Source organism: Pyruvatibacter sp. HU-CL02332 (assembly GCF_040362765.1).
Taxonomy (GTDB): domain Bacteria; phylum Pseudomonadota; class Alphaproteobacteria; order CGMCC-115125; family CGMCC-115125; genus Pyruvatibacter.
The window spans coordinates 951188-973940 of sequence record NZ_BAABWK010000002.1; the positions used below are offsets into that span (position 1 = coordinate 951188).

The following is a 22753-nucleotide window of genomic DNA, read 5'->3' on the forward strand; positions in this document are numbered from 1 at the left end:
TTTGCGTCCGCTGCCTCTTTGACAGACTGGAAGCCGGCTATGAGAAACAAGCACAGCTTCATGGGCGTCATCTGCGGCGCAGCGCTTCTGCTTTTGTCGTCTCATGCCCTGGCCCAGGATTCGCCGCCAGAGAACATCGACCAGCCGGTGTTTGAGCCCGAAGTTTTTGCCCCGCCCGTCTTTGAAGTTCCGGAATTTGAGATGCCGGTCTTCGAGACGCCCGACATCGCGCTTCCGGACCTTGAAATAACTGATATCCCGTCCCCACCTGAGAATGCAGAATCTTTGCCTTCGCGACGTGATGTGAATCGGAGTGAAGCAAGCCAACCGGAGCGCGTTGGAACAGATTGGCTGACGGAAGTCTATGACCGAATTCTTCCTAATGCGGAAGATTCATGGGTTTTGACCATTCACAAGACCCGGGCGGGGCATGACATTTACCGCTCGGAATCCCCTGCACATGGCTACTGGAGCAACACACATAATGAATGGTACTACGGACCTGCGTCGGTTTCGGTCCGACTGGCAACATATGACAGCGCAGACCAGTACGGCGAGCATGGCATTCTTGTGCAATTGGCTCTTTGGCAGCACTGGATCGCGCAATGGCTAGAAGACATCAAAACCAAAGAGTCTTACGGGCCAATTGCCGACGAGGCACAATCCAAGATCGACTATGCAAAGCTACGGTTCGACGATGCGGAGATGCTTATCCGTGTGCTGCAGGGCTTGCAGCACTACGCGGTCATTGAAAAGCGATATGACCCTCTCAATACAAAACCGATTTCCAATGACAGCGTTGTTCACCTTGAAGGCGCTACATTCACGGTTACACAGACAAGCTCCGCTGAAGAACCCTCAACCCAAACCGCCAGTATGCCAAGGTGGAGTTCATCGGACTTCGACGACATGGGAAACGCGCCGCACCGAAGATACGGCGCCGTCATATGGCGTTTTGTTCCTGAGGATATGGCCCGCGTCGCAGCCCTAATAGAAGACTACGACGACATCCGAGATGAGATGACCCTCGATATTAGTGATGCTGATTTGCCGGACAATCTAGCAAGCATGCGCGACTGGGTTCCAAAGGAATATCATGCCAAGTTTCGCGACCCCCTGCTGGCCGCGTTGCATGAAGTAGCGCGCATCGCATGGTGGATTGGCCCCTACAAGGCACCGGACACAAACTGGGCAACATCCGAAGATCAGCTCCCAGATGGCCTACAATATCAATGGGAAGTTACACGCGATGATGGCGAGCGTCTTGTTGATCGTGCAGGAACGCCATTTTTCAACAAAACTACACAGCTCAAACTGCCACCGCTCGAAACCGATACGCTGGTCATGCTGAACATGTCCGTGTTTGGCATTACCGAGGAGCCGGGCGAAATTCCAAGCGAGCCATACTTTTCCGGCTTAACAACCATCAGCAATGAGTATCGGGCCAAGCACAGCTTTAACCCCGGCTTTCCGCAACGCGAGCGGATCACACACAAACAACTAGATGACTTTTTCTGGGCCCGGACGATCGTCCACTCAGCAGGCAACGGGGAAAAACTAGACGGACGCGTCAACATCACATCGGAACACTACGACATCTACGTCAATGAGGACGGTGATCACCGTAGAATTCGGGATCAGCGACAGACTCATAATGTGATCTGGTCCCTGAGTCATGACGGAGACGTGTGGGCTCCGGGCCCGCCGGACATAGCAGCAAGTTTTGTTCAGCCGGACGGATCTGGAGGCTTTGAACCTCTGACTGAAAATCTGGATTATGGAACACCCTTCGCCGTGGAGGGTCGTCTGGAACTGCCGGCGGCCCGCCAGGTTTACAATCTGGAAATTGACTATGGCGGTGACCGCCCGCATGACGTTCTGCTTTACCCCACAGAGGAAGACCGCACAGTATTGCGGAGCGATATCCTCTACCTGATGTGGGACGTGGCCCACGCTGAAGCATCGGTGGCGGGTGCGGAGGCTTCGCAATGATCCTGCCCCACAGTTTTCGCCCTGCATGGTCAACCTGGCTGATGACCGTTGCGGCTTTTCTCCTGCTGTATCTCCCCAGCGCCTCAGCTCAGTGGTTTGATTTTGGCGAGGAAACCTCGACACACCTCACCTGGGAATTGCTCGAGGGCAGCTGGAAGATCTTCTACCTGGATGATGACCTGGGCGGCGTCTCAGGTGAGGCCAAGGTCGATGGTCAGACCGTCACAATTACTCTGGTTGATCCGAAGAACGGACAACAGACACCAACAACCGCACACAGCGCTGCCATTGAGGGCGATGAGCTGGTCCTGACGTTCATGGGACCAAGCCCTGAGGACACGCGCAAGACCGGTGAGGGTTATCCCGATGAAATGATTGCCGTCGATGCACCAGAGATTACAAGCATCACGCTCAAGGGCGGCACTGAGGAAGTCGAAGCCCAGGTTGCGCCTATGCCGGAGACCGATCTGGATTTCGTTGAGGTCCGGCTTAAGCCGACCAGCGAGACAGCACTCGTCGGCTATTGGCGCTACCGGGTGCATCCATTCCTAGGTCGGGCGCAAGATGGCCGAGGCCGTGCCGGAGGGCTTGAGCAGGATGACGACGGCGTCTGGTGGGCGTCTGGTCGTGAATCCTGGCAGCGCCATGAGCCCAAGGTCTTTGGCGTGGTTCCAATACAGGACCAGCTGGCAAAGGAAATGTTCTCCGACGGGACCAACCTGCCCTACTACAGCTACCCGTTTCGCCCTGGTGCTGAAGACCTTGGAAAAATGCGCACGCTGTTTGTGTTTGGGCGAGACCTGCCACATGACTGGAGCCGCTCTATAGAAATAGAAGGTGGCTCTCCGGGCGTCACTTACCATGAAATTGCCCGCCTGTCTGATTATGAATCCCGCGAAGCTGCACGCGAGGGTTACCGGCGCGAGGTTGCCGAGGACGATCACAACATGGATGATTTTGTCCGTGGCCGGAAGATCGTGAAAGACCGGCTGGACGAGTCTCAAGCCGGCAATGTTGACGAACTCGACGCTGTCATTCTCCGGGCGACCATAGATGACAAGGTCGTTCCGGGTTGGCAGACGTTCAAGTATGGCGGCTCGGAAGCGGCATGGCTTCTTCAGTTCGGTGACAACACCGCCAATATGCGCATCGTCCGCAAGGTGGAGCGGCTTGGCGATCGACACGAACCTACCGGCATTCTCTATACGGGAGAAATTTTCCGAATAGAGATCGAAACCAGATTCAAACTGCCCGTGGACCAGATACCCGTCGTGGTCGCGTCGGTTGCCCCGGGAGCATCCCTGAGCACCAGTGCCAAGAAAGGCATGCTGATTGGCGATGGAGAGGGTATTCCGGCGATCCGCAGCACCGAAAACCCACGTATCTACAGAACGGAATTCATACGTAACGATCCCCGTGTTGCGGCGGACAAGTCCATTCAGGCCGGTGAAGGCGGTGCCAAAACGCACATCATTCACGGCGGCCAGGGTGCACGTGTTTTTGCGATGATCTCGTCACCCGGAATTATTTCAATTCCACCTGCAATGACACAGGCGACGATCTTCAATACGCCGACAGATACAGCGGTCGGTGGAAGCTGGAACAAGTGGCTGGCGGCAGCTGCTGCGTGCGCTGGGGTCGAGAACGCCGACCGTGTCGTGACGGAACGGTCTGAGGCTGCAACGATTTCAGAGTGGCTTATCAATTCAGGTCGATCGCGCTTCCCGATACCGGGATCGTTCGAGAGCAAGGTTACGGTTGCTCAGCATGCCGCGATGATGCTGATGCGGGATACATTTGCCCGCCAGATGGATCGAAACAGGACGGGCTTCTCACGTATCGAGTCGGACGAGGAGATCCTTGCGTTCCGCCGAGCCATGGAACCGATCATCCTGCAAGGACAGTCACCTCTTACTCGCATTGAAGTTACCGGCATTGATGGCCAGCCTACGACGTTCGACTGGTCATTCCACAAGTCCACCATTGGTGACGTCCATGACAAGCGGACCAGTGATATCGAGGCGTGGGCACTGCGCGCCACGCGTGAGGCACTGCGGAAATACATCGACCTGATGTTCAAGACGGCGAAGGACGCACGGGAGATAGACGAGTGTCATGTCGAGGACCTCCTCAAGCTGACCGGCCATGACTTTGATGCAGTTGCGGCCTTGGCGAAAACCAAACTCATGGTTCCTGCGGACAAGCCGCTCTATTGGGCGCCTGACTATCGCGCGCGCGGTCACGTGGACACGGTGAAGTTTGCGGCTGATACCGTACGTATCGGCGAGCAGCTGGGAGAGGCTGACCGCCGGGAGGCCGCCATGGCGGTTGCGATCGCCACCATTCCCGTCGCCATTGTAGGTGGCATGGCTGGATCATCCGCAGCAATCGTGGCGACGTTTGCGGTCGATGTCATTGATGTGGGGGCATCCACCTATGCGGAAATTTCAGACAAACTTGGCCGTGATGCCGAATATGATTTTGCGTTCGCGGCTGCGGACGTCATCGGAATGCAAAGGCTGCAAACAGCAGAGTCACGTCAGCGCAGTTGGGCCAGCGTCATGGGCAAGCTGTTTCCAACAGTGGCATTTGCCTCCATCGGCATCCTTGTTGATGTGCCGGATATCTATAAAGCTTTTGGAGAAGGTCTGCGCATAACCCGCATCGCGCGGGGCAGACGAGCCCTGGCTGAAGGGCTTGAAATCGAGCAAGCCGCTTCCGCTGTGCCCACACGCGCAAAAGCCGTCGCGGAGGAACTCGAAGAAACACTTGAGCGCGCGCGTATCGCTCAAGCCGCCGGCGAGGCGCCAACTGCGCCGCCAAATTTGCGAGGGAGTGATCCTGAAATTGATGCGGGTCTTGCTCGCCCAACGCGCGGCGTGCGGTTCGATGAGTTGCCTGACGCCTTGACTGACAGTGCCGACGACATCTTTGCCTATCTTGATGACCTCGCCAGCTCCGGAGTGCTCTCACGTCTCGATGATGCCGTACTTGAAAGTGCGGAGAGCGCTGGCCGTCGCGGAGACGATGCCTTTGCATGGGAGGCGGGTCTTTCCGCTGAAAGTCGTGCCCTGACGGACCGCCTGATCTCACGCGCGCGTACGGATGTTCTTGATCTTATGGAGGAAGCCGGCAGCCGAATTGCGCGGCTGCTGGACAATGCCGACCCGGTCAAGGCCCGCTATGCGCGCGAAGTTCTGGAGTCAGACCCGGGTCTCTCGCCAGAGGCTTTCGAGAAGGCCGTTGAGACGCTCTACAAACGTCGGCCTCGCGAAATTGGGGAGGACTTCTTCAGACAGGCTGACCCCGCCGACCGTCAGATCAGCGAAGCGCTCGAGCAGGCCGGTTGGCGGTCTGAGCTGGAGATCGATGGCGTGGATGGTGGGTACAAGATCTATGACCCGGACCGTAGAGCCGGTGAGATCATTCGTTCGTTTGATCCGTCTGACGGGACATTCAAGATGGCCTATGCCAAGGCGGAGATGACGCCCAGGCCAAGGGGCCCGGTCATCGACGGGCAATTTGAGGTTACGCCGGGGTTCGTCCGAGGCAAGATTGATGACATTCTTCCCGTACCCAATGCCGGGCGGGGTGTGCCGACTATCCAGTACTTTACCATGCGGCTGATGCATAAACTTGGCGTGCAGTATGGGACTGAAGGTGTCGGCGCCATCAAGAAAACGGTGATGTCCGGCATTGCCAATGTGCGTACCATCACCACACTGGAGTATCTGCGCAAACTGCATATGCCCAACACGCCGCTGGCAGATGTTCCCGCTGAGGAACTGTCTCGCTGGATCATGATGACCCATTCCGCACGCTATGCTGAGGGCGTGCTGGCAGGTACTGGCTATCGCGTAAAAAAAGCGACTGTCAAAATTGGAACCAGCAGTATGAATGACCCACACCCGATCAGTGTATGGTCCGATTTCTTCGACGCACGGTCAGAAACATTGGCGCAGTTTCTGGCACGCCACGGCTTTACAGAGGATACGAGGATGGTTGGGTTGTTCAATATCGAGCTTGAAGTTGTCCCCTTCTAGTCGCCCCCTTGCGTTCATCGTGGCGAGTGAGTCCGCAAACCGGTCGCTCTCCTACGAACACTTTGCGGAAGCTCTGAGCTTCCATGGTATTGACGCACGGCTTGTTTCAAGCAAGCCGGAACACACCGATGCCTTTCTACTCCTCCACAGTCTCGTGGGTGACGCTGGCAAAGGCATGCAATTGGCAGGGCGGGCCGATGCTGCTCGTACTATCCCCATGCAATTCATGATGGACGGTGCTGAAGCGGCGGTAAGCGGCGGCATGCCTGCGGCTATTGTCAGGGACGGTTATGCGCGGTGGGCAGACGGCCGCGATCAGAAGCGGGAGATGCCCAGCGGTCTGGTCATTCCAACGTCACTCGCCAAATCGCTGGATCTGGACGCGGCCATGGAAATGGGTGCCGTTACTGCGACCGACTCTTCGATCCCGTTGCCGGAGCAAGTTGTGCGAACCCTTGAAGCGCTGCATCTCCGTCGATCGTCCTGACCGTTGCCGTACTAGCTGCCACCCGAGGGGCGGAGCGCTGGTTAGTGAAGGCCAAGCTCTGTAAAGGTGAGTTGCTTGTCCGTTTCCATGCTGAAGCACTGGCCCGGTGCATCTCCAACTGCGCGACACAGATAAAGGTCGGCGTCTGTGTGCACCCAAATTCCACCTTGTGGGTTTGGTAGATAGTTTACCTGCGAAGTTCTTTCCGGGTCCTGCCTTCGCTGCGCCTGTGATGTCAGGTACAGACCGCCAATGAATAACATCACAGCGGCGGCGCTCAACACGACGGCTTGAGCCGTGGTCAAATCGCGCCACAAGTCTGCCAGAGAGGGCCGCGTCGTCTCGGGGTCTGAGGATGACATGGGCAGTTACTCCGTTGACTGATGAGTTCGCGGCCTGTGGACCATATTGAAACTAATAGAGATGCGGTCAGCATCGCTTTCATTCATTTGCACCCCATGCTGCAACCAGCCGGGGAAAATGACCAAATCACCTGCTGCGCACTTATGAGCGACATAGTTCGCGTTTGAAACCGACTGTGTGCGGACGGGATATGGAGACGCGACACGGGCAACCACCGGATCATAAATCTCGATGTTGCCGGAATTCTCCGGTACCTGAACATAGTACGCCCCGCTCAGGAAAGAGCCGGCATGAATATGCGCCTTGTTGCTGTGGCCCGGTCCGTTCACGTTGATCCACATTTCGTTCAAGACGAGATCGTAGGCGTCGAAATTGAATTCCATCGCAATGGCGCACTGGACACATGTGGTGCCAATGATCTTGCGGATCGACGCAAGTCTTTCGTCGAGATGAAGTTGCGACGTGCTGTGCCATCCCCCCATGTTGGAGCGCTGCTCTCCATCCTGCTGCTGAAGTGCCGGCAAATGCGACATGATCTCCGCGTTGCGCGCCTCGAAGTCGACCACGCGGCGAATCCAGAGCGGCGTTTGAAAGATGCCCTGAGGTTGCAGGGCGGTCTGCGCCGACTGATCGCTATTGCCTTGAGTCCCTGCGTCTCTGGTCATGCCGCTTCCGCCTCACACCTGGGGGCGGCCCCATGGATGGTTGCACCAATGACCTGCCACCCGGAAACATGAGACGCATCGGGGACCACGATGAGGCGAGCGCACAGCGTCGCACCGAGGGAGCCAATATAACTATCGACGATCGACTGAGGCACGACCGTGTCCTGCCCGCCAACAAAATGAATTTGAGGGATACCGGAAAGGATGGCCCTGTCTGCAACGGGATCAAGGGACCCGCTCAGGCCTGATACGCCGTGATGCCTGGTAAAGGCATTTATATCCATGGGGGCGGCAATGGTGACAAGACCGGCCACGTCCTGTCGGCGGGCTGCGATCAGGGCAGCTATGACTCCGCCGCCTGAAAAACCGATTAGTCGTATGGTTCGCGTTCCAGGCGACCGGGCCTTCAACGCGGAAACCGCTTCATTCATGGACGAAACGACCTCAGGGGCGAAGCGCCTGTTGGTCCAGTACGTTGCTTCGCAGTTCCGGCTTCCTGCCCCTACATACTGGCATGGCCGGGCGAGATAGGCTGCAGGCATGCGGCCGTCAGAGCTCATCAGGCTCATCACCAATGGTGTGGCGGGAGTGGGATCATCTGAGGGGCGCGAACGCGTGATCCATGCCAATCCGTCTCCCTCGATATAGACGGTAAGAACACTTTCCGTCTCGGCCTGCGCAAATCCGCTCGGCAGAAAGGCTGCAAGGTCAAAACTCCGTGTGGGAATCATAATTTCAGTCAGCGCGCCAGGCGCAGACGCCAGCGCTGCCGCCCGTCTTGTGTCGAGGTCAGGCACAGCTGTGCATGCGGCAAGCATCGCTGTGCCGATGGATAAAGCAATTGATTTGACCGCACGCATTTCGTTTATTGATCCTTCGTCCAGTGGGCAGTGTTTGCGAACGCAAGCCCCCACGTCCAGTGGAAACTCGACATTTGTGCAAATCTGTTGCACCCCACTGGGGACCCTTCCCTATCGCAAAGGCGCAGATCAAGGCCCATGTCCGACGCCCCAACAACGAACCCGTCCGATGCAGAGGCGGCTGCTGCGGAGGCTGCAAACCAGCCTCAGACAACCATTTCCTGCTCGCGCGGCATGGCTTCATGGCTGGCAATGCAGGGGGTGAGTTTCGGGCTGACCTCCTATCAGTCCGGCCGCCTCTACCTCATAGGCCATCAGGATGGCGACGTGGTGAGCTTCCACGAGCGGGTTTTCAACCGGGCCATGGGCGTTGCGGCAGATAGCCAGCGGATTTTTCTGGCGGACCTGTTCCAGATATGGCGGCTGGAGAACATTCTGGGCCCCGGGCAGATGATCGACCAGTTCGATGCCAACTACGTGCCGCGCAACGCTCAGACAACCGGGGACCTTGATGCCCACGAGATCGGCATCGACAAGGATGGCCGCGTCATATTCGTAAATACCAAATACTCGTGCCTGGCCACGCCAAGCGTGACTCACAGCTTCAAACCGATCTGGAAGCCGCATTTTATCTCGCGCCTCGCGCCGGAAGACCGTTGCCACCTCAATGGCATGGCCATGAGTAACGGTGAGCCAAAATATGTGACAGCTGTGTGCAAGAGCGACATCATCAATGGCTGGCGGGATCGCCGTGCCGAGGGGGGCTGTATCATTGATGTGGCCAGCAACGAGTTTGTGACCCAGAAGCTCTCCATGCCGCATTCGCCACGGCTGCATGACGGCAAGCTATGGGTCCTCAACTCAGGGCATGGCGAACTTTGCACTGTGGACGAGGCAAGTGGTGCGCTTACCACGGTCGCTTTTCTGCCGGGATTCCTGCGCGGCCTGGCGTTTCACGGGCGCTTTGCGTTTGTTGGTCTATCGCTGCCGCGCGATGGCAGTTTCTCAGGCCTGGCGCTGGATGCGGCGCTTGAGAAGCGGGATGCGGATCCGTGGTGTGGCGTGCTGATTGTCGACACTCAATCCGGCGACATCGTTGAGTGGATCCGCTTTGAAGGTGAGATCCGGGAACTGTTTGACGTGTTCGTCCTGCCGGGTGTGAAAACGCCCATGGCGCTGGGCATGCTCGACCCGCTCATCAGGACGATGATTACGATCGAGGACTGGGACCCAAACGACCGGGCACGGGCCTTCCCGGATTAACCAAACCGCCGAAATGCACAACTATTTTTCGTCCGTATTCCGCCGTTTTTCGTGCTCACTCATACTTTCGGGTGATTGAGCTTCCTTAACATACCTGCGTATGACTCACCCTGTTTGTGCGCGGTCGGGGTTGCCGCCGCACGCTTTAGTTGAGTTTGCCAGACATGGCACACGGCACAGGGGTGGTTGATGAAACGCGGTACGCAGGACAAGTCGCAGATTACCGCCGCTGAAACGCGGGTCACTGACCGCCTGCACCAGTCGGCGTATGCCTACTACTCCGCAGCGCATACCAACTCCGGTGATAGCAGCCTGTCCAACGGAGCCAGGCGCATTTTGTCTGCGGCACTGCTGTCATCGACCTCGCTCCTGGCCGTCGGCATGCTGGGCACCTCGCAGGCCAATGCACAGGCAGCGGCGTGTAACACTGTCGGCACGACCGTGACCTGCTCCGGCAATGCGGGCGATGCAACCCAGAACCTCATCGGCACAGACTTCAATGTCACCGCCGACAATACCTTCGTTCAGGACACCTCGGGAAGGGTGGGAACGGGGTTGTATTCGAACGCCGGTGTCAGACTTACGATGGGCAGCCGGGGAACGGTCACCAACAACGGCCAGATCACAACCGGTCAAGACGGGACCAGTTTCGCCAGCCAGCACGGCATCATCACCAACACCACCGAAACAGCCAAGGCTTACAATACCGGGACGATCAGCGTTATCGGCAGCGGTCCGACGATGGGGATACGGCCAGCCGGTGTCGCGTCGGTATCAACCGGTGGCATCGCGACCTCGATCAACCAGGCGGGCGGCACAGTCAATGTGAACGGGGCATATGCCAACGGTATGTATGCCACCGGCGACACGTCTACGGCACGCAACTACGGGACGATCCAGGGCGCTGTGACCAACCCGGTCGGCGTTTATGCCTCGGCCATAGGGACGGCGACCGCAAGCAATGCGGGGACGATCAACCTGACGGGCGACGGTCCTGGCATCGGTGTCGGCGCACGCGGCGCCACCGTGAATGTGACCAACACCGGCACCGTCACCACCAGTGGTGCCTACATGGCAGGCTTGTTCGGCCGGTCATCCACGGCCGCGACGACCAACATCACCAATTCCGGCACCGTGACAGCGGCCGCAGCCAATGGCGGCGGCATATATGGCACTGGCCCGATAGTGAACATCATCAACACGGCCTCCGGCGTGGTGACCGGCGGCAGTGGATCCATCGCTGCGGTAGCAACCAATACGTACGACGCCGGCACCAAGACTTACAATGGTGGCCAGGCAACGGTCACCAATGCCGGCACGCTCAACGGCAATGTAACGTCCTACAACCGGTTCGGTCGTCCGGTGCGTGTTGTCCTGCCAAACACATTCGTCGTCAATAATAATGGCGGCACCATTAACGGGTCGATCGTCGGCGACAACAATGTAAGTGCCGGGATCTTTCTCAATGGCGGCACGGTTGGCGCGGGCAGTACCGCGACGCGTACCGGGTCCAACCGCGACACGGTCTATGTACGTGGCACTGGCAACATCATCAATGGTGCCTTCATTGATCCGGGCGGGAATGTTGACTTGCTGAACTTCGAGCAGACCGACACTTTGCTGCTCACCGTCGGCAATGAAAGTAATGCGTTTGAAGGCTTTGACGTTATCAACTTCAGCAGCGGCGTCACCGATTTCCGCGGTGTCGGCGGCCGCGCAGGACCGACCGGGACAGGCACCATGCAAGTTAATACCGGGGGCACATTGCGCGTCTCAGGGACATCCACGTTCCGGGGCAGCAACCTGACCGCACAGGGGTTTGGCACGCGCCGCGGCACCGTCGACGTTCCAGCTGGTGGCCGTTTGAATTTTACCGGTGATGTGACGTTCAACGACAAGGGCCGATTCCGGGTCGGGATCGCCGGCCAGAACAGTGCCGGCTACCTGCAGGCCAACAACATCACCTTCAATGCCGGCTCCGAGATTTACGCCGACCTGACGCGCGGCATCGAATTGACGGACGGCCAGGGCATCAAGGTGGCCAATGCCACGACGACGCTGACAGACAATGGCGCACGGGTCTACGACAACTCGGCGCTGGTGAACTTCACCAAGAGCGTGGTCGGCAATGACCTGTTCCTGATCCCGCAGCGCGGCGTACGCGCCGTACCGGCCAGCGAGAACAATCGCGGCACGAACAACGCCCGCAACATCGCCGCTGCCATCGACGAATTCATCGACACCGCCCCTACCGACAACCCGATCGTGCAATATCTCGCCCAGTTCCCGGTTGCAGAACAGGAAGAGCGGCTGGCGCAGCTGGTGCAGGACACCCTGCCCTCCGAGTCCGGATCAACAGGCAGTGCCAGCGTTGTCTCTACGGACATGGTCATCGACCTGATCATGGAACGCCTTTCAGGCGGCGGCTTCAATGTGGTGGATAGCGGCCAGGGCAATGGCCAGACGGGCGTCGCGGCAGGTGAACTGTTCCTGGGCACTGACTTGAACCTTGCCCTTTGGGGGCGCGTGGGCGGCAGCTTTGCTGAGTTCACGCCCTCGGGCGTCAATGGCTTTGACTCAAACACCTATGCGGTGTCGGTCGGCATTGATGGGGACATCACGCCAGAGATGCGCTTTGGCCTTGCAGCTTTCTACTCAGACACAGACGTAGATGAAAACGGCACCAATCCAAACTCGGGCCAGCAGATTGAAGGGCTGGGTGTGCTCGCCTATGCGTCCTGGCGGCCGAAAGACTGGTACGTCAACGGTACGGTTGGCTATGGCCATAACACATACAAAAGCCAGCGAACCGCTGCAGGTGCTCTGCACACCGCAAGCTTCAATGGCACGCAACTGATGAGCCGTGTCGAAGCCGGCCGCATTTTCCAGTTTGATGACGGCGCTCTTGATATCACGCCGCATGTGGGACTGCGGGCCAACAAGCTGTGGCTTGACGGCTATACCGAGGCGGGCCCGGTCGCCACGACCGTCAACAGTCAGAACATCACCTCCGTTCGGGCCGTGGCCGGTGTCGGCGCGCGCTACACGTTTGAATATGACAATGGCAGCCGCTTCCTGCCGGAAGGCTACATACGCGGTCTGCAGGAGCTGGCGGACCCGAGCCAGCCGATCACCGGCTCTGTTGTTGGTGGCGGGCAGTTCGTCTCAACGCCAACCGAGCGCGATGACTTCTCCTACGCCGTCGGCGCAGGCTTCACCTATGAGTTCACAGACGTGTTCTCTGTGCGATTGCTCTATGACGGTGAGTTCCAGGACGACTATCGCGAGGACTCAGTCACTGCGGCAATACGCGTTGAGTTCTAGCGTCCGGGTCGGCTGATGTCGGCGCACCCAATTGCGAGTGGGGGGTCAGCTCACAGCATGCAAAGCAGACTTGTCTTAAAGCTTGCTGCCTAGGCGGCAAGCCCGCCCGTCTCGATAATGAAATTTGCGATGTACGCCGCGCCCTCACCTGCTTTGAGGTTCGTAAAAATGTATGGCCTGCCGGATCGCATACGAATTGTGTCAGTCTCCATCACTTCAAGTGACGCACCTACATGTGGTGCCAGGTCTTTCTTATTCACAATCAGCAGGTCAGAACGCGTGATACCAGGACCACCCTTGCTCGGGATTTTCTGACCGCCGGATACATCAATGACATAGATAGTGATATCAGCGAGTTCCGGGCTGAAGGTAGCCGCGAGATTGTCACCGCCAGATTCAATCAGAATGAGATCCAGCTTAGGAAACTTAGACTGCATCTGTGACACTGCAGCCAAGTTTATCGAAGCATCTTCGCGGATAGCCGTATGCGGACACCCGCCGGTCTCGACACCCAAAATGCGTTCTTCCGGCAGAGCCCCGGCACGCATCAGTATCTTTGCGTCCTCATGGGTATAGATGTCGTTGGTGATGGCGCAGATATCGTAGTCATCACGAAATATCTTGCACAGATTTTCCATCAACGCCGTCTTGCCGGAGCCAACAGGCCCGCCAATGCCAACACGCAAGGGTCCGTTTGGGGATGTACTCATGTTCTATATAGCCTCGTGTACTGAGTTTCGTGTTTCATGGCCGCAATGTCCGCAAGAAAAGCGCTCGAACCAAGATCGTCCAATGTCATTCCCAAGGCATTATGCGCCGCATCCTCCACATCAGACTGAAGGGCGATCATCGCCTTTTGGCCGTCTGTATGTCCAAGCGGGATCAGCCGGACCCCTGCGGAAACCAGATTGGCCACAAAACCGTGAATGTAGGCATCCGTCGCCGGAGCCACATCTATCCCGTGGTCGCAGGCTGCAATGGCGACCGCCACAGGATAGGCAATGGTGGCGCATCCGTCCTCATGGAGCTGTTCAAGCGTGGTGCTTTGCCATGTGTCCTTGGTGATCTTTGAAAAGGCATCCCCTTGCGACAATGTCTCGAGAGCCCGCTCGCGGCTGGCTGTCAGAGACGCCGCAAGGGTTGTAATGCGATGAAGGCTTTCGAGGTCCTGTGCCTTCGTGGCTGCATAAGCTGCCGTGAACAGGATCGTGTCGTTTCGGCAGCTGCCATGGCGCACCAGAAACCCGATCCAATCGACCAGATCCGTTGCATCACAAATGCTGCCTTCTTCCACCAGCCATTCAATGCCATGGGAATATGTAAACGCGCCAACCGGATAGGCGGGCGATAGCCAAGCCATTAATTTGTAAAGGTCAGCACGATGCATGGAGATCAATCCTGACCAGTTTCATGGACATGGTCATGTGCATGGGTTTCACCGTGACTGTGATCATGTCCGTGACTGTGACCCTGCAAAGGCACATTGCCGCCATAGGCCCCGCCTTCAGGATTGAAGGGTGCCAATATCTCGGTCACCTTCCCGCCCAGCCCCTCAATCATCTTTGCAATCACGTGATCGCTGCGGATCCTGAGGCCGCCTTCGAAAATTTCGGCAGCCAGATGGCGATTGCCGACGTGCCAGGCTATCCGCGCAAGATGTACCGGGTTTTCGGCTGTAATCGTCATAAGTGCCTCAGGCGCAGCGCGCACCAGCACCATTTTGTCATCCGCCAGTGCTATGGCGTCTCCGTCACGAATACTGGGCACCGCTGACAGATCGAGCAGAAAACGCGTCCCACCCTCACCGTGAAGGGTGATCCGTCGACGGTGACGGTCCTCATAGTTCAGCACTACCGTGTCAACGATGTCACCGGCCCAATCAGACACAACGGACAAACCACGCAGCATCATTACCTCAGAACAAAAAGTAGCGTTGCGCCATGGGAAGGACTTCGGCGGGTTCGCAGGTTATCAAATCACCATCAACCCGGACCTCGTAGGTTTCAGGATCCACATCGATATTGGGCATCAGATCATTGTGGACCATATCAGCCTTGCCGACGCTGCGGGTGTTCTCAACGGCGACCATACCCTTTGCCGTACCAAGGCGGTCCTGCAGACCATCCTCAATGGCTGCGCCGGAAACAAATGTCACGCTGCTTTCAAGACGTGACTTTGCGAATGATCCAAACATCGGACGGTAGTGTACCGGCTGGGGCGTGGGAATTGATGCATTGGGATCGCCCATGGGCGCAGCTGCAATCGTGCCGCCGACAATAACCAGCGCCGGTTTGACGCCGAAGAAAGCCGGGTCCCACAAGACGAGGTCGGCTCTCTTTCCAGGTTCAATTGACCCGACATGTTTTGAAAGCCCCTGAGCGCGCGCCGGATTGATTGTGTATTTCGAGATGTAGCGCTTCACTCGCATATTGTCGCTTGTCGCACTGTCTTCAGGCAGCGCACCACGCTGTCGCTTCATCTTGTCAGCGGTTTGCCAGGTGCGGATCAATACCTCGCCAACACGGCCCATGGCCTGACTGTCGGACGAGATGATTGAGAATGCCCCCATGTCATGGAGGATGTCTTCGGCAGCAATCGTCTCACGCCGAATGCGGCTTTCCGCAAAGGCAATATCCTCAGGGATAGACGGGTCGAGGTGATGACACACCATGAGCATGTCGAGATGTTCATCAAGGGTATTGATCGTGAACGGACGCGTGGGGTTGGTGGAGGATGGAATGACGTTCGGCAAGCCACAGACCTTGATGATGTCCGGGGCGTGGCCACCCCCTGCCCCCTCGGTGTGATAAGCGTGGATTGTGCGGTTCTTGAAGGCGGCAATGGTATCTTCAACAAAACCACTCTCATTCAAGGTATCCGTATGGATCATCACCTGAATATCGAAGCGGTCGGCGACCGACAGGCAGCAATCAATTGCCGCCGGTGTTGTGCCCCAGTCTTCATGGAGCTTTAGCGAACAAGCGCCTCCCCGAATCTGCTCTTCCAGCGCTAATGGAAGTGATGAATTTCCCTTGCCAGAAAAGCCGAGATTTACCGGAAACCCGTCTGCGGCCTGAATCATGCGGCCCGTATGCCATGCGCCTGGCGTGGCGGTGGTAGCGTTTGTCCCGGTTGCTGGTCCAGTGCCGCCACCAAGCATGGTGGTGACACCTGACATGAGGGACTCTTCAATCTGCTGTGGGCAGATGAAGTGAATGTGAGCGTCTATGCCACCAGCGGTGAGAATTTTTCCCTCACCGGCAATAACCTCCGTAGACGGACCAATAATAATATCGACATTGTCTTGTGTATCAGGGTTACCGGCCTTGCCGATGCGTTCAATCTTCCCATTGCGCAAACCCACATCGGCTTTCACAATGCCCCAGTGATCGACAACAACGGCATTTGTGACGACTGTATCTACAGCACCTTCGGACCGTCCAAGTTGCGATTGCCCCATACCGTCGCGAATGACTTTGCCGCCGCCGAACTTGACCTCGTCTCCGTAGGTCGTGAAGTCTTTTTCAACTTCGATAAAGAGCTCAGTGTCAGCAAGCCGCACCCTGTCTCCGGTCGTTGGACCGAACATGTCTGCATATTGCGCCCCGGAAAATCTGACCGCCATTATGTGCCCTCCACAGGCCCCATGACTTTCTGCTGAAAGCCGTAAATGTGGCGACGCCCTCCGAAATTCACCAGCGTGACGTCGCGTTTCTGGCCCGGCTCGAAACGCACTGCTGATCCGGCCGCAATATCAAGCCGCATGCCCAGTGCCTTGTCCCGGTCGAATACCAATGCATTGTTGGTTTCAAAAAAATGATAGTGGGATCCGACCTGGATCGGCCGATCGCCTGAGTTTTTTACCACCAGATCAACTGTTGGTTTGCCATCATTGAGAACAATGTCCCTGTCGGCGGCTATGCATTCGCCCGGTTTCATACATCATCTCTTTTGGCTTGATTGCGTGCGGCCACAATGCCGATACCAGCCCCAAGAACCGTGCTGGCGATAATCAATCCAACAACGACCTCGATGGCGAAATTTCCATCAGAAACGCCGTGGGGATGCGCGTGGGGTGTGGCTCCCACATGTGCCAAGGCGCTGGTGGTGGCGGCACACAGTGCGGCGGTTCCGAGCGTTGTTCCAAGAGTTCGAAATCTGATGCGATGTGACATCTATCTGCTTCCTCGTTTGGCTACTGGCTTAAAGCCGGAATCGTTAGCGAATGGGTTTGTGAACGGTTACGAGTTTGACGCCGTCAGGGAATGTCGCCTCGACCTGAATGTCATGGAGCATGTCAGCGATGCCCTCCATCACTTGATCCTTCGACAGCACATGCGCTCCGGCCTCCATGAGGTCTGCGACACTGCGCCCGTCGCGGGCACCCTCAACAACAGTGTCAGAAATCAATGCCACCGCCTCCGGGTAATTCAACTTCACGCCGCGCTTGAGGCGCCGCTCGGCCACCTGGGCTGCCATTGCGATCAGGAGTTTGTCTTTTTCTCGTGGCGTTAGGTTCATCGTTTCCTTCTCTTCCTCAGATAGACCAGACCGCTGGCATTCTCGTGTTCCGGAACCGATCGAGCACGTGATGAATCCCTTTTGTCAGGTCATATCCGTCTCTGGCAGCAAATCGCGCGATCAGCATACCGTTCCAGGCGCTTGCGGCGGCCCGGCCTGGAAAGTCGGACAACAAGTCGCGCAGCTCTTCGAGCCGGGCTTCTGCATCGGTTGCGACATAGCGTAAAGTCGCCATTGCACGATTGGGCCCAAGAGCTGCCGGGTGGCCCAGTGTCTGAGACACATTGCCTGCAACAGCAAAGGTGTCCGTATGGATGAGATCACCATCGCGACGGATTTCCCAACAATCTGTCAGATCGCCACGTTGGACGCTTTCTCCCATCGCTTCGCGACCAAAAATGAAAGCCTCGATCCCAAGAAACGTCGCCGTGCCCGACAGCGCAACACTGGTCCGCCGACGCAAATGCCCCCCGTCAAAAACGATTGTTGGCTGACCCAGCCACTCAAGGGCTGCGCCGTCGCTGACGTCCAGCGTGACATTGACCACAGCGGGAGTGCCAAGGGATCGATAAATCTTTTCGCACGCCTGCGTGGTGAGAACAGCTTCCGCTCCTGGTTGAACAAAAGCGGCAAAGCTGAGCTTGTCACCACCCGTGAGCCCGCCACCGAGATTGATCATCACAGCTTCCAGCGGGGCGCCGTCGCGCGCATTGGGAAAACGGATCTTGAGCGAGCCGCTTTGGTAAATGTCTGAAGGTACCGTCGAGGTGCCATCCAACCGGCACTTTAAGACGCCTTCGCCCTTGCATCGCTGGAACTGCGCCTGAAGACGAGTTTCCCCACCAGCATCCTCGGCTACCGGAGGCAAGGACCGCGTTGCGGTGCCGCTCTCGGGATCGTCTCCTGTCGGCTCATACAGTGAGGAGTTTTCGTACACTTTCTGTCCCCATATCATCCTGCACACCGGACGCGACCACGCGCCCTCTGTCCAGGACTATGAAAGTGTCGGCTAGCTCTTGGGCAAAATCAAAATATTGCTCAACGAGAAGGATAGCCATGTTCTGCTCATCACGCAGATAGGTAATCGCGCGGCCGATATCCTTGATGACGGAAGGCTGAATACCCTCGGTTGGTTCGTCCAACACCATGACATCCGGCCCCATAACCATGGCGCGAGCAATAGCCAATTGCTGTTGCTGGCCGCCAGACAAGTCACCGCCACGACGCGACAACATGCTTTTTAGAACGGGGAACAGCTCAAAGACATCCTCCGAGACAGTGGTGTTTCTGCCTGTGGCAAACGCAATCTCGAGATTTTCTTTGACCGTAAGCAACGGAAATATCTCCCGTCCCTGCGGCACATAGGCGATCCCCATTCTGGCCCGTGCAGACGCTGTTGCATTGGATATCTTCTTTCCCCTTAGCGTAATGGTGCCGCTCTTGACGCGCTGTTGTCCGACAATGCCGCGCAGAAGAGTGGTTTTTCCCACGCCGTTGCGCCCCATGACGCAGGTTACTTTGCCCGCTTCGGCAGAAAGGTCCACATCCCAAAGAATTTGGGCAGCGCCATAACTGAGATTGAGTCTGCTGATGTTGAGCAATTTATCTCCCCAGATAAACTTCAATGACGCGCTCATCGGAGCTGACATGATCGAGCGAGCCTTCCGCCAGCACAGACCCTTCGTGCAGCACGGTCACGCGCACGTCGAGATCACGAACAAACGTCATGTCGTGCTCCACGACCACGACGGTGCGTGTCTCATTTATCTTTCGCAGCAACTGAGCCGTCTGGGCCGTCTCGGCGTCGGTCATCCCAGCGACCGGCTCATCCACCAGCAGTAACGCGGGGTCCTGTGCCAGAAGCATCCCGATCTCCAGCCACTGTTTTTGACCGTGGGATAGCTCAGATGCCATGACCTGTCCGACATCCTTAAGATGGGTGGTCTCCAGGATCTCTGAAATCCGTTCCCGCTTTTCCACAGTGGGTCTTGCGAAAAGGCGTGAGATCACGTCCCGCCGGTCTTTAAGGGCGAGCAGCAGATTGTCAAAGACGGTGTGGCAGTCAAAGACCGTTGGTTTTTGAAACTTGCGACCTACGCCGAGGTTCGCAATCTGCGATTCACTCAACCCGGTCAGGTCATGACGATCCTTGAAGTAGGCGGTTCCGGAATCGGGCCGGGTCTTGCCGGTGATAACATCCATCATAGTTGTCTTGCCGGCACCATTTGGACCGATGATGGCGCGCATTTCGCCCTCGGCGATTGCCAGCGACAGATCATTGAGGGCCTTGAACCCGTCAAAGCTCACACTAATGGCATCAAGATTGAGGAGATGCGGGGTGGTGGATGTTGTCATGCACCTGCTCCCGGTGCTTGCTTGGTTTCCACAACATCCTGGTCACCGTCTTCTGTATCCCTGACCTCAGTTGCCCCATGGGCCTTTGCATTGCGCGCGGGGAAGAAAGATCTCGCAGCGCCGACAATACCGTGCGGCAAAAACAATGTGACCAGGATGAAGAGAGCACCAAGAGCGAACAACCAAATCTCAGGCATTGCCCCGGTGAACCAGGTCTTGAAACCGTTGACAACAATCGCACCGATAATGGGCCCCACCAATGTGCCCCGGCCACCGACAGCAACCCAGATTACGGCTTCAATTGAATTGGCCGGCGAGAATTCACTTGGGTTGATGATACCCACCTGCGGTACGTACAAGGCGCCAGCTACGCCCGCCATACATGCAGAGACCACCCATACGAACAGTTTGTAGTTTTCAGCGCTGTAACCAAGAAAGCGCGTGCGGCTTTCAGCGTCGCGCACCGCCAGCAACACCTTACCAGCCTGGGAGTTCACAATGGCCCTGCAGATAGTCAGGCAAGCAGCAAGAGCCGCGGCTGTTGCGATGAATAGCCCCACGCGCGTTCCGTCGGACTGTATGTCAAATCCGAGGATTTCCTTGAAATCCGTCAGGCCATTGTTGCCGCCAAGGCCAAGTTCGTTGCGGAAGAATGCGAGAAGAAGCGCAAATGTCATCGCTTGCGTGATGATCGACAGATAAACGCCCGTCACCCGCGCGCGGAAAGCGAAAACGCCAAACGCGAAGGCGAGCAACCCCGGCACAAACAGTACCATCAGCATGGCAAACGGGAATATATCGAAGCCCTGCCAGTACCATGGCAGCTCCTGCCAATTCAGGAACACCATGAAGTCAGGAAGAATTGGATCGCCATACACCCCACGTGGCCCGATCATCCGCATGAGGTACATCCCCATGGCGTAGCCACCGAGCGCGAAAAAGGCTCCGTGTCCCAGGGACAAAATTCCGCAGTAGCCCCACACTAGGTCGAGAGCCAAAGCCAGCAAAGCATAGCAAAGATACTTGCCGATCAAAGTGACGGAGTAAGTGGAGAGATGGAAGATTGAATCTTCCGGTACGAGCAGGTTGCACAGTGGAACCAGAATGCAAGCAATCAGGAGCGCGATGTAGACGCCACTTGCAAGGCCCCAGGAGATACCGCTGAGTCTGCGAATGATCATGAGTCCACAAACCGTCCCTTAAGTGCGAAGAGCCCTCGAGGACGCCACTGGATAAACAGGATGATAAAGATCAGGATCAATATCTTGGCTGCAACCGCGCCGGCGAAAGGCTCAAACAATTTGTTTGCTACTCCGAGGGACATCGCCCCAACGAATGTGCCCCACAAATTGCCCACGCCCCCAAACACAACCACCATGAAACTGTCGATGATATAGGCCTGACCCAGGTTGGGGCTGACATTGTCGATTTGCGACAGGGCAACGCCGGCTATGCCCGCAACGCCGGAGCCAAGGCCGAAGGTTAGTGCGTCCACCCAACTGGTTTTGACGCCCATGGATTCAGCCATTTGCCGGTTTTGAGTGACCGCACGCATCTGAGAGCCAAATCGCGTACGCCGGATGAAGGTCAAAAGCACTCCCATCACGATGAGAGAAAAGACAATGATCCAAAGACGCGATTCCGTGATCGTCAGCTGACCCACTTCGAATGAGCCGGACATCCAGCTCGGCGCCTGGACCGGTTTGTTGGTCGGACCAAAAATGCTGCGAATGAGCTGCTGCAAGATCAAGGACAGGCCCCAAGTCGCCAGCAGCGTTTCCAATGGGCGGCCATACAGAAACCGGATAATAGTCCGCTCGATTAGCATGCCTGCGGAGCCGGATACGATGAAGGCTGCGGGGATTGCGAGAAGCAACGATATTTCAAGCAAACCGGGCGCAACCGACATCAACACCTGCTGAACAACAAAGGCGGTGTACGCCCCCAGCATGATCATTTCGCCATGGGCCATATTGATGACGCCCATCACACCAAAAGTAACGGCCAAACCAAAAGCTGCCAGGAGCAGAACCGAGCCAAGAGAAATGCCGAAGTACACATCCTGCGCCAACTGCCAGTACGACAGTGTCCGCTCTATAGCCTCAATGGCCTCGAGCCTTGCCGTTTCCATTGTCGGATCGTCTTGTGGGCCAAGGCGCAACAGAGAGTCGAGTGCCGTGCGATCGCCGCGGTCTTTGAGTACAGCCATGGCATCCATAACTGCAGCTGGATCTTCTGGTGGGCTGGCCAAAATCATGACTGCTCGCGCTTGTTGGAGCGCGTTGGCAATCTTTGGATCCTGTTCAGCCGCGATCGCTTCTTCGATAAATGGCAGGGTCTCAGGATTTGCGCCTGTAAAGGCGTTCTCGGCAGCCGCCAGGCGGATATCTGGGTCTCCTGAAGTCAGCGATATCCGGGCGATCAGATCACGGAGTACACGTCGCAATTTGTTGTTCACGCGTACTTTTTTGAGATCACCAGGGACAGCCTGCAGGACTTCACCTGTTGAGGCTGATCTAATCTCACCATCTTTCCCATCCAGTGCAATCACGATGGGACCATCGGCGATGGCAAACAGTGTTCCCTCGGCTAGCGCTTTGAGGATCGGCAACCCCATTGGATGGTCGAGGGCTGCTATGCGCGCAACAATTTCAGCTTTCTTCGAAAACCCTGCAACACGCATTTCGTCCAACAGCTGCGGAAGAACCGGCTGGGGCTCAGACTCCAGAGGTCCGGTGATTTCTGTCTCTTGGAGTGGAGTGTCGATTGTTCCGACAGGATCACCCAGCGCGCCCTGGCTAAAAGCCGGCTGCGTCAATGCTGCAGCAATTCCTACGGTGGCCAGCCACAACATGGCGCTTCGCAGTATGATCAACTGCC

Annotated in this window: 19 protein-coding genes; 5 read left to right on the forward strand and 14 right to left on the reverse strand. The window is 57.0% G+C overall.

The features are described from left to right. Nucleotides 1–39 precede the first annotated feature (39 nt). From ABXH05_RS15135 to ABXH05_RS15145, 3 genes are read left to right on the forward strand one after another with little or no spacing between them, the layout of a single operon-like run. The gene (locus ABXH05_RS15135) at nt 40–1992 is read left to right on the forward strand and encodes a hypothetical protein (protein ID WP_353561969.1); all 1953 of its coding nucleotides are present in this window, start codon (nt 40–42) and stop codon (nt 1990–1992) included. Continuing rightward, nucleotides 1989–6035, forward strand: coding sequence for a hypothetical protein (locus ABXH05_RS15140; protein WP_353561971.1), 4047 nt, complete (start codon nt 1989–1991; stop codon nt 6033–6035). Before ABXH05_RS15135 ends, ABXH05_RS15140 begins: the two co-directional genes overlap by 4 nt. A 19-nt stretch (nt 6036–6054) precedes the next feature. Continuing rightward, nucleotides 6055–6522, forward strand: a complete 468-nt coding sequence (locus tag ABXH05_RS15145) for a hypothetical protein (RefSeq protein WP_353561973.1) — start codon at nt 6055–6057, stop codon at nt 6520–6522. Nucleotides 6523–6890: 368 nt separating this feature from the next. On the opposite strand, the gene ABXH05_RS15150 is transcribed toward ABXH05_RS15145, so the two are convergent. Together ABXH05_RS15150 and ABXH05_RS15155 are read right to left on the reverse strand one after the other, a co-directional pair. After that, nucleotides 6891–7550 (reverse strand): TIGR02466 family protein, encoded by a 660-nt coding sequence (locus tag ABXH05_RS15150; RefSeq protein WP_353561975.1) that lies wholly within the window; start codon nt 7548–7550, stop codon nt 6891–6893. Continuing rightward, a complete protein-coding gene (locus ABXH05_RS15155) occupies nt 7547–8410 on the reverse strand; it encodes an alpha/beta fold hydrolase (RefSeq protein ID WP_353561977.1) in 864 nt (287 codons plus the stop codon). The genes ABXH05_RS15150 and ABXH05_RS15155 overlap by 4 nt, the downstream gene beginning before the upstream one ends. A 138-nt stretch (nt 8411–8548) precedes the next feature. Here ABXH05_RS15155 and ABXH05_RS15160 point away from each other — a divergent pair, with 138 nt between their 5' ends. Both ABXH05_RS15160 and ABXH05_RS15165 read left to right on the forward strand, forming a co-directional pair. Beyond that, nucleotides 8549–9673, forward strand: coding sequence for a TIGR03032 family protein (locus ABXH05_RS15160; protein ID WP_353561979.1), 1125 nt, complete (start codon nt 8549–8551; stop codon nt 9671–9673). Between the two features lie 189 nt (nt 9674–9862). Continuing rightward, nucleotides 9863–12997 carry an autotransporter outer membrane beta-barrel domain-containing protein gene (locus ABXH05_RS15165; RefSeq protein WP_353561981.1) on the forward strand — a complete coding sequence of 1045 codons (3135 nt, stop codon included), beginning with the start codon at nt 9863–9865 and terminating at the stop codon, nt 12995–12997. An 89-nt stretch (nt 12998–13086) separates the two neighbouring features. Here the strand turns inward: ABXH05_RS15165 and ureG are convergent, their stop codons facing one another. Genes ureG through urtB form a run of 12 tightly spaced genes read right to left on the reverse strand, consistent with a single transcriptional unit; the run spans nt 13087 to nt 22727 of the window. After that, complete coding sequence (gene ureG / locus ABXH05_RS15170) at nt 13087–13707, reverse strand: urease accessory protein UreG (RefSeq protein WP_353561982.1); 621 nt, start codon at nt 13705–13707, stop codon at nt 13087–13089. Then, nucleotides 13704–14384, reverse strand: coding sequence for an urease accessory protein UreF (locus tag ABXH05_RS15175; RefSeq protein ID WP_353561984.1), 681 nt, complete (start codon nt 14382–14384; stop codon nt 13704–13706). Before ABXH05_RS15175 ends, ureG begins: the two co-directional genes overlap by 4 nt. A 5-nt stretch (nt 14385–14389) precedes the next feature. Continuing rightward, entirely contained in the window at nt 14390–14905 is a 516-nt protein-coding gene (locus ABXH05_RS15180) for an urease accessory protein UreE (protein ID WP_353561986.1), read from the reverse strand. Between the two features lie 7 nt (nt 14906–14912). Next, entirely contained in the window at nt 14913–16622 is a 1710-nt protein-coding gene (ureC, locus tag ABXH05_RS15185; RefSeq protein WP_353561988.1) for an urease subunit alpha, read from the reverse strand. After that, complete coding sequence (locus ABXH05_RS15190; RefSeq protein WP_353561990.1) at nt 16622–16936, reverse strand: urease subunit beta; 315 nt, start codon at nt 16934–16936, stop codon at nt 16622–16624. The genes ureC and ABXH05_RS15190 overlap by 1 nt, the downstream gene beginning before the upstream one ends. After that, the gene (locus ABXH05_RS15195) at nt 16933–17172 is read right to left on the reverse strand and encodes a hypothetical protein (protein WP_353561992.1); all 240 of its coding nucleotides are present in this window, start codon (nt 17170–17172) and stop codon (nt 16933–16935) included. Before ABXH05_RS15195 ends, ABXH05_RS15190 begins: the two co-directional genes overlap by 4 nt. A gap of 43 nt (nt 17173–17215) precedes the next feature. After that, complete coding sequence (locus ABXH05_RS15200) at nt 17216–17518, reverse strand: urease subunit gamma (protein WP_353561994.1); 303 nt, start codon at nt 17516–17518, stop codon at nt 17216–17218. 16 nt (nt 17519–17534) lie between these two features. Then, nucleotides 17535–18455: an urease accessory protein UreD gene (locus ABXH05_RS15205; protein ID WP_353561996.1), complete on the reverse strand. Its 921-nt coding sequence runs from the start codon at nt 18453–18455 to the stop codon at nt 17535–17537. After that, on the reverse strand, nt 18430–19119 hold the full coding sequence (gene urtE / locus ABXH05_RS15210) for an urea ABC transporter ATP-binding subunit UrtE (RefSeq protein ID WP_353562433.1): 690 nt from the start codon (nt 19117–19119) through the stop codon (nt 18430–18432). The genes ABXH05_RS15205 and urtE overlap by 26 nt, the downstream gene beginning before the upstream one ends. Nucleotide 19120: 1 nt before the next feature. Next, nucleotides 19121–19873 carry an urea ABC transporter ATP-binding protein UrtD gene (urtD, locus tag ABXH05_RS15215; protein ID WP_353561997.1) on the reverse strand — a complete coding sequence of 251 codons (753 nt, stop codon included), beginning with the start codon at nt 19871–19873 and terminating at the stop codon, nt 19121–19123. After that, nucleotides 19870–21054: an urea ABC transporter permease subunit UrtC gene (gene urtC / locus ABXH05_RS15220; RefSeq protein ID WP_353561999.1), complete on the reverse strand. Its 1185-nt coding sequence runs from the start codon at nt 21052–21054 to the stop codon at nt 19870–19872. The genes urtD and urtC overlap by 4 nt, the downstream gene beginning before the upstream one ends. Then, nucleotides 21051–22727 carry an urea ABC transporter permease subunit UrtB gene (gene urtB / locus ABXH05_RS15225; protein ID WP_353562001.1) on the reverse strand — a complete coding sequence of 559 codons (1677 nt, stop codon included), beginning with the start codon at nt 22725–22727 and terminating at the stop codon, nt 21051–21053. Before urtB ends, urtC begins: the two co-directional genes overlap by 4 nt. Nucleotides 22728–22753: the final 26 nt, after the last annotated feature.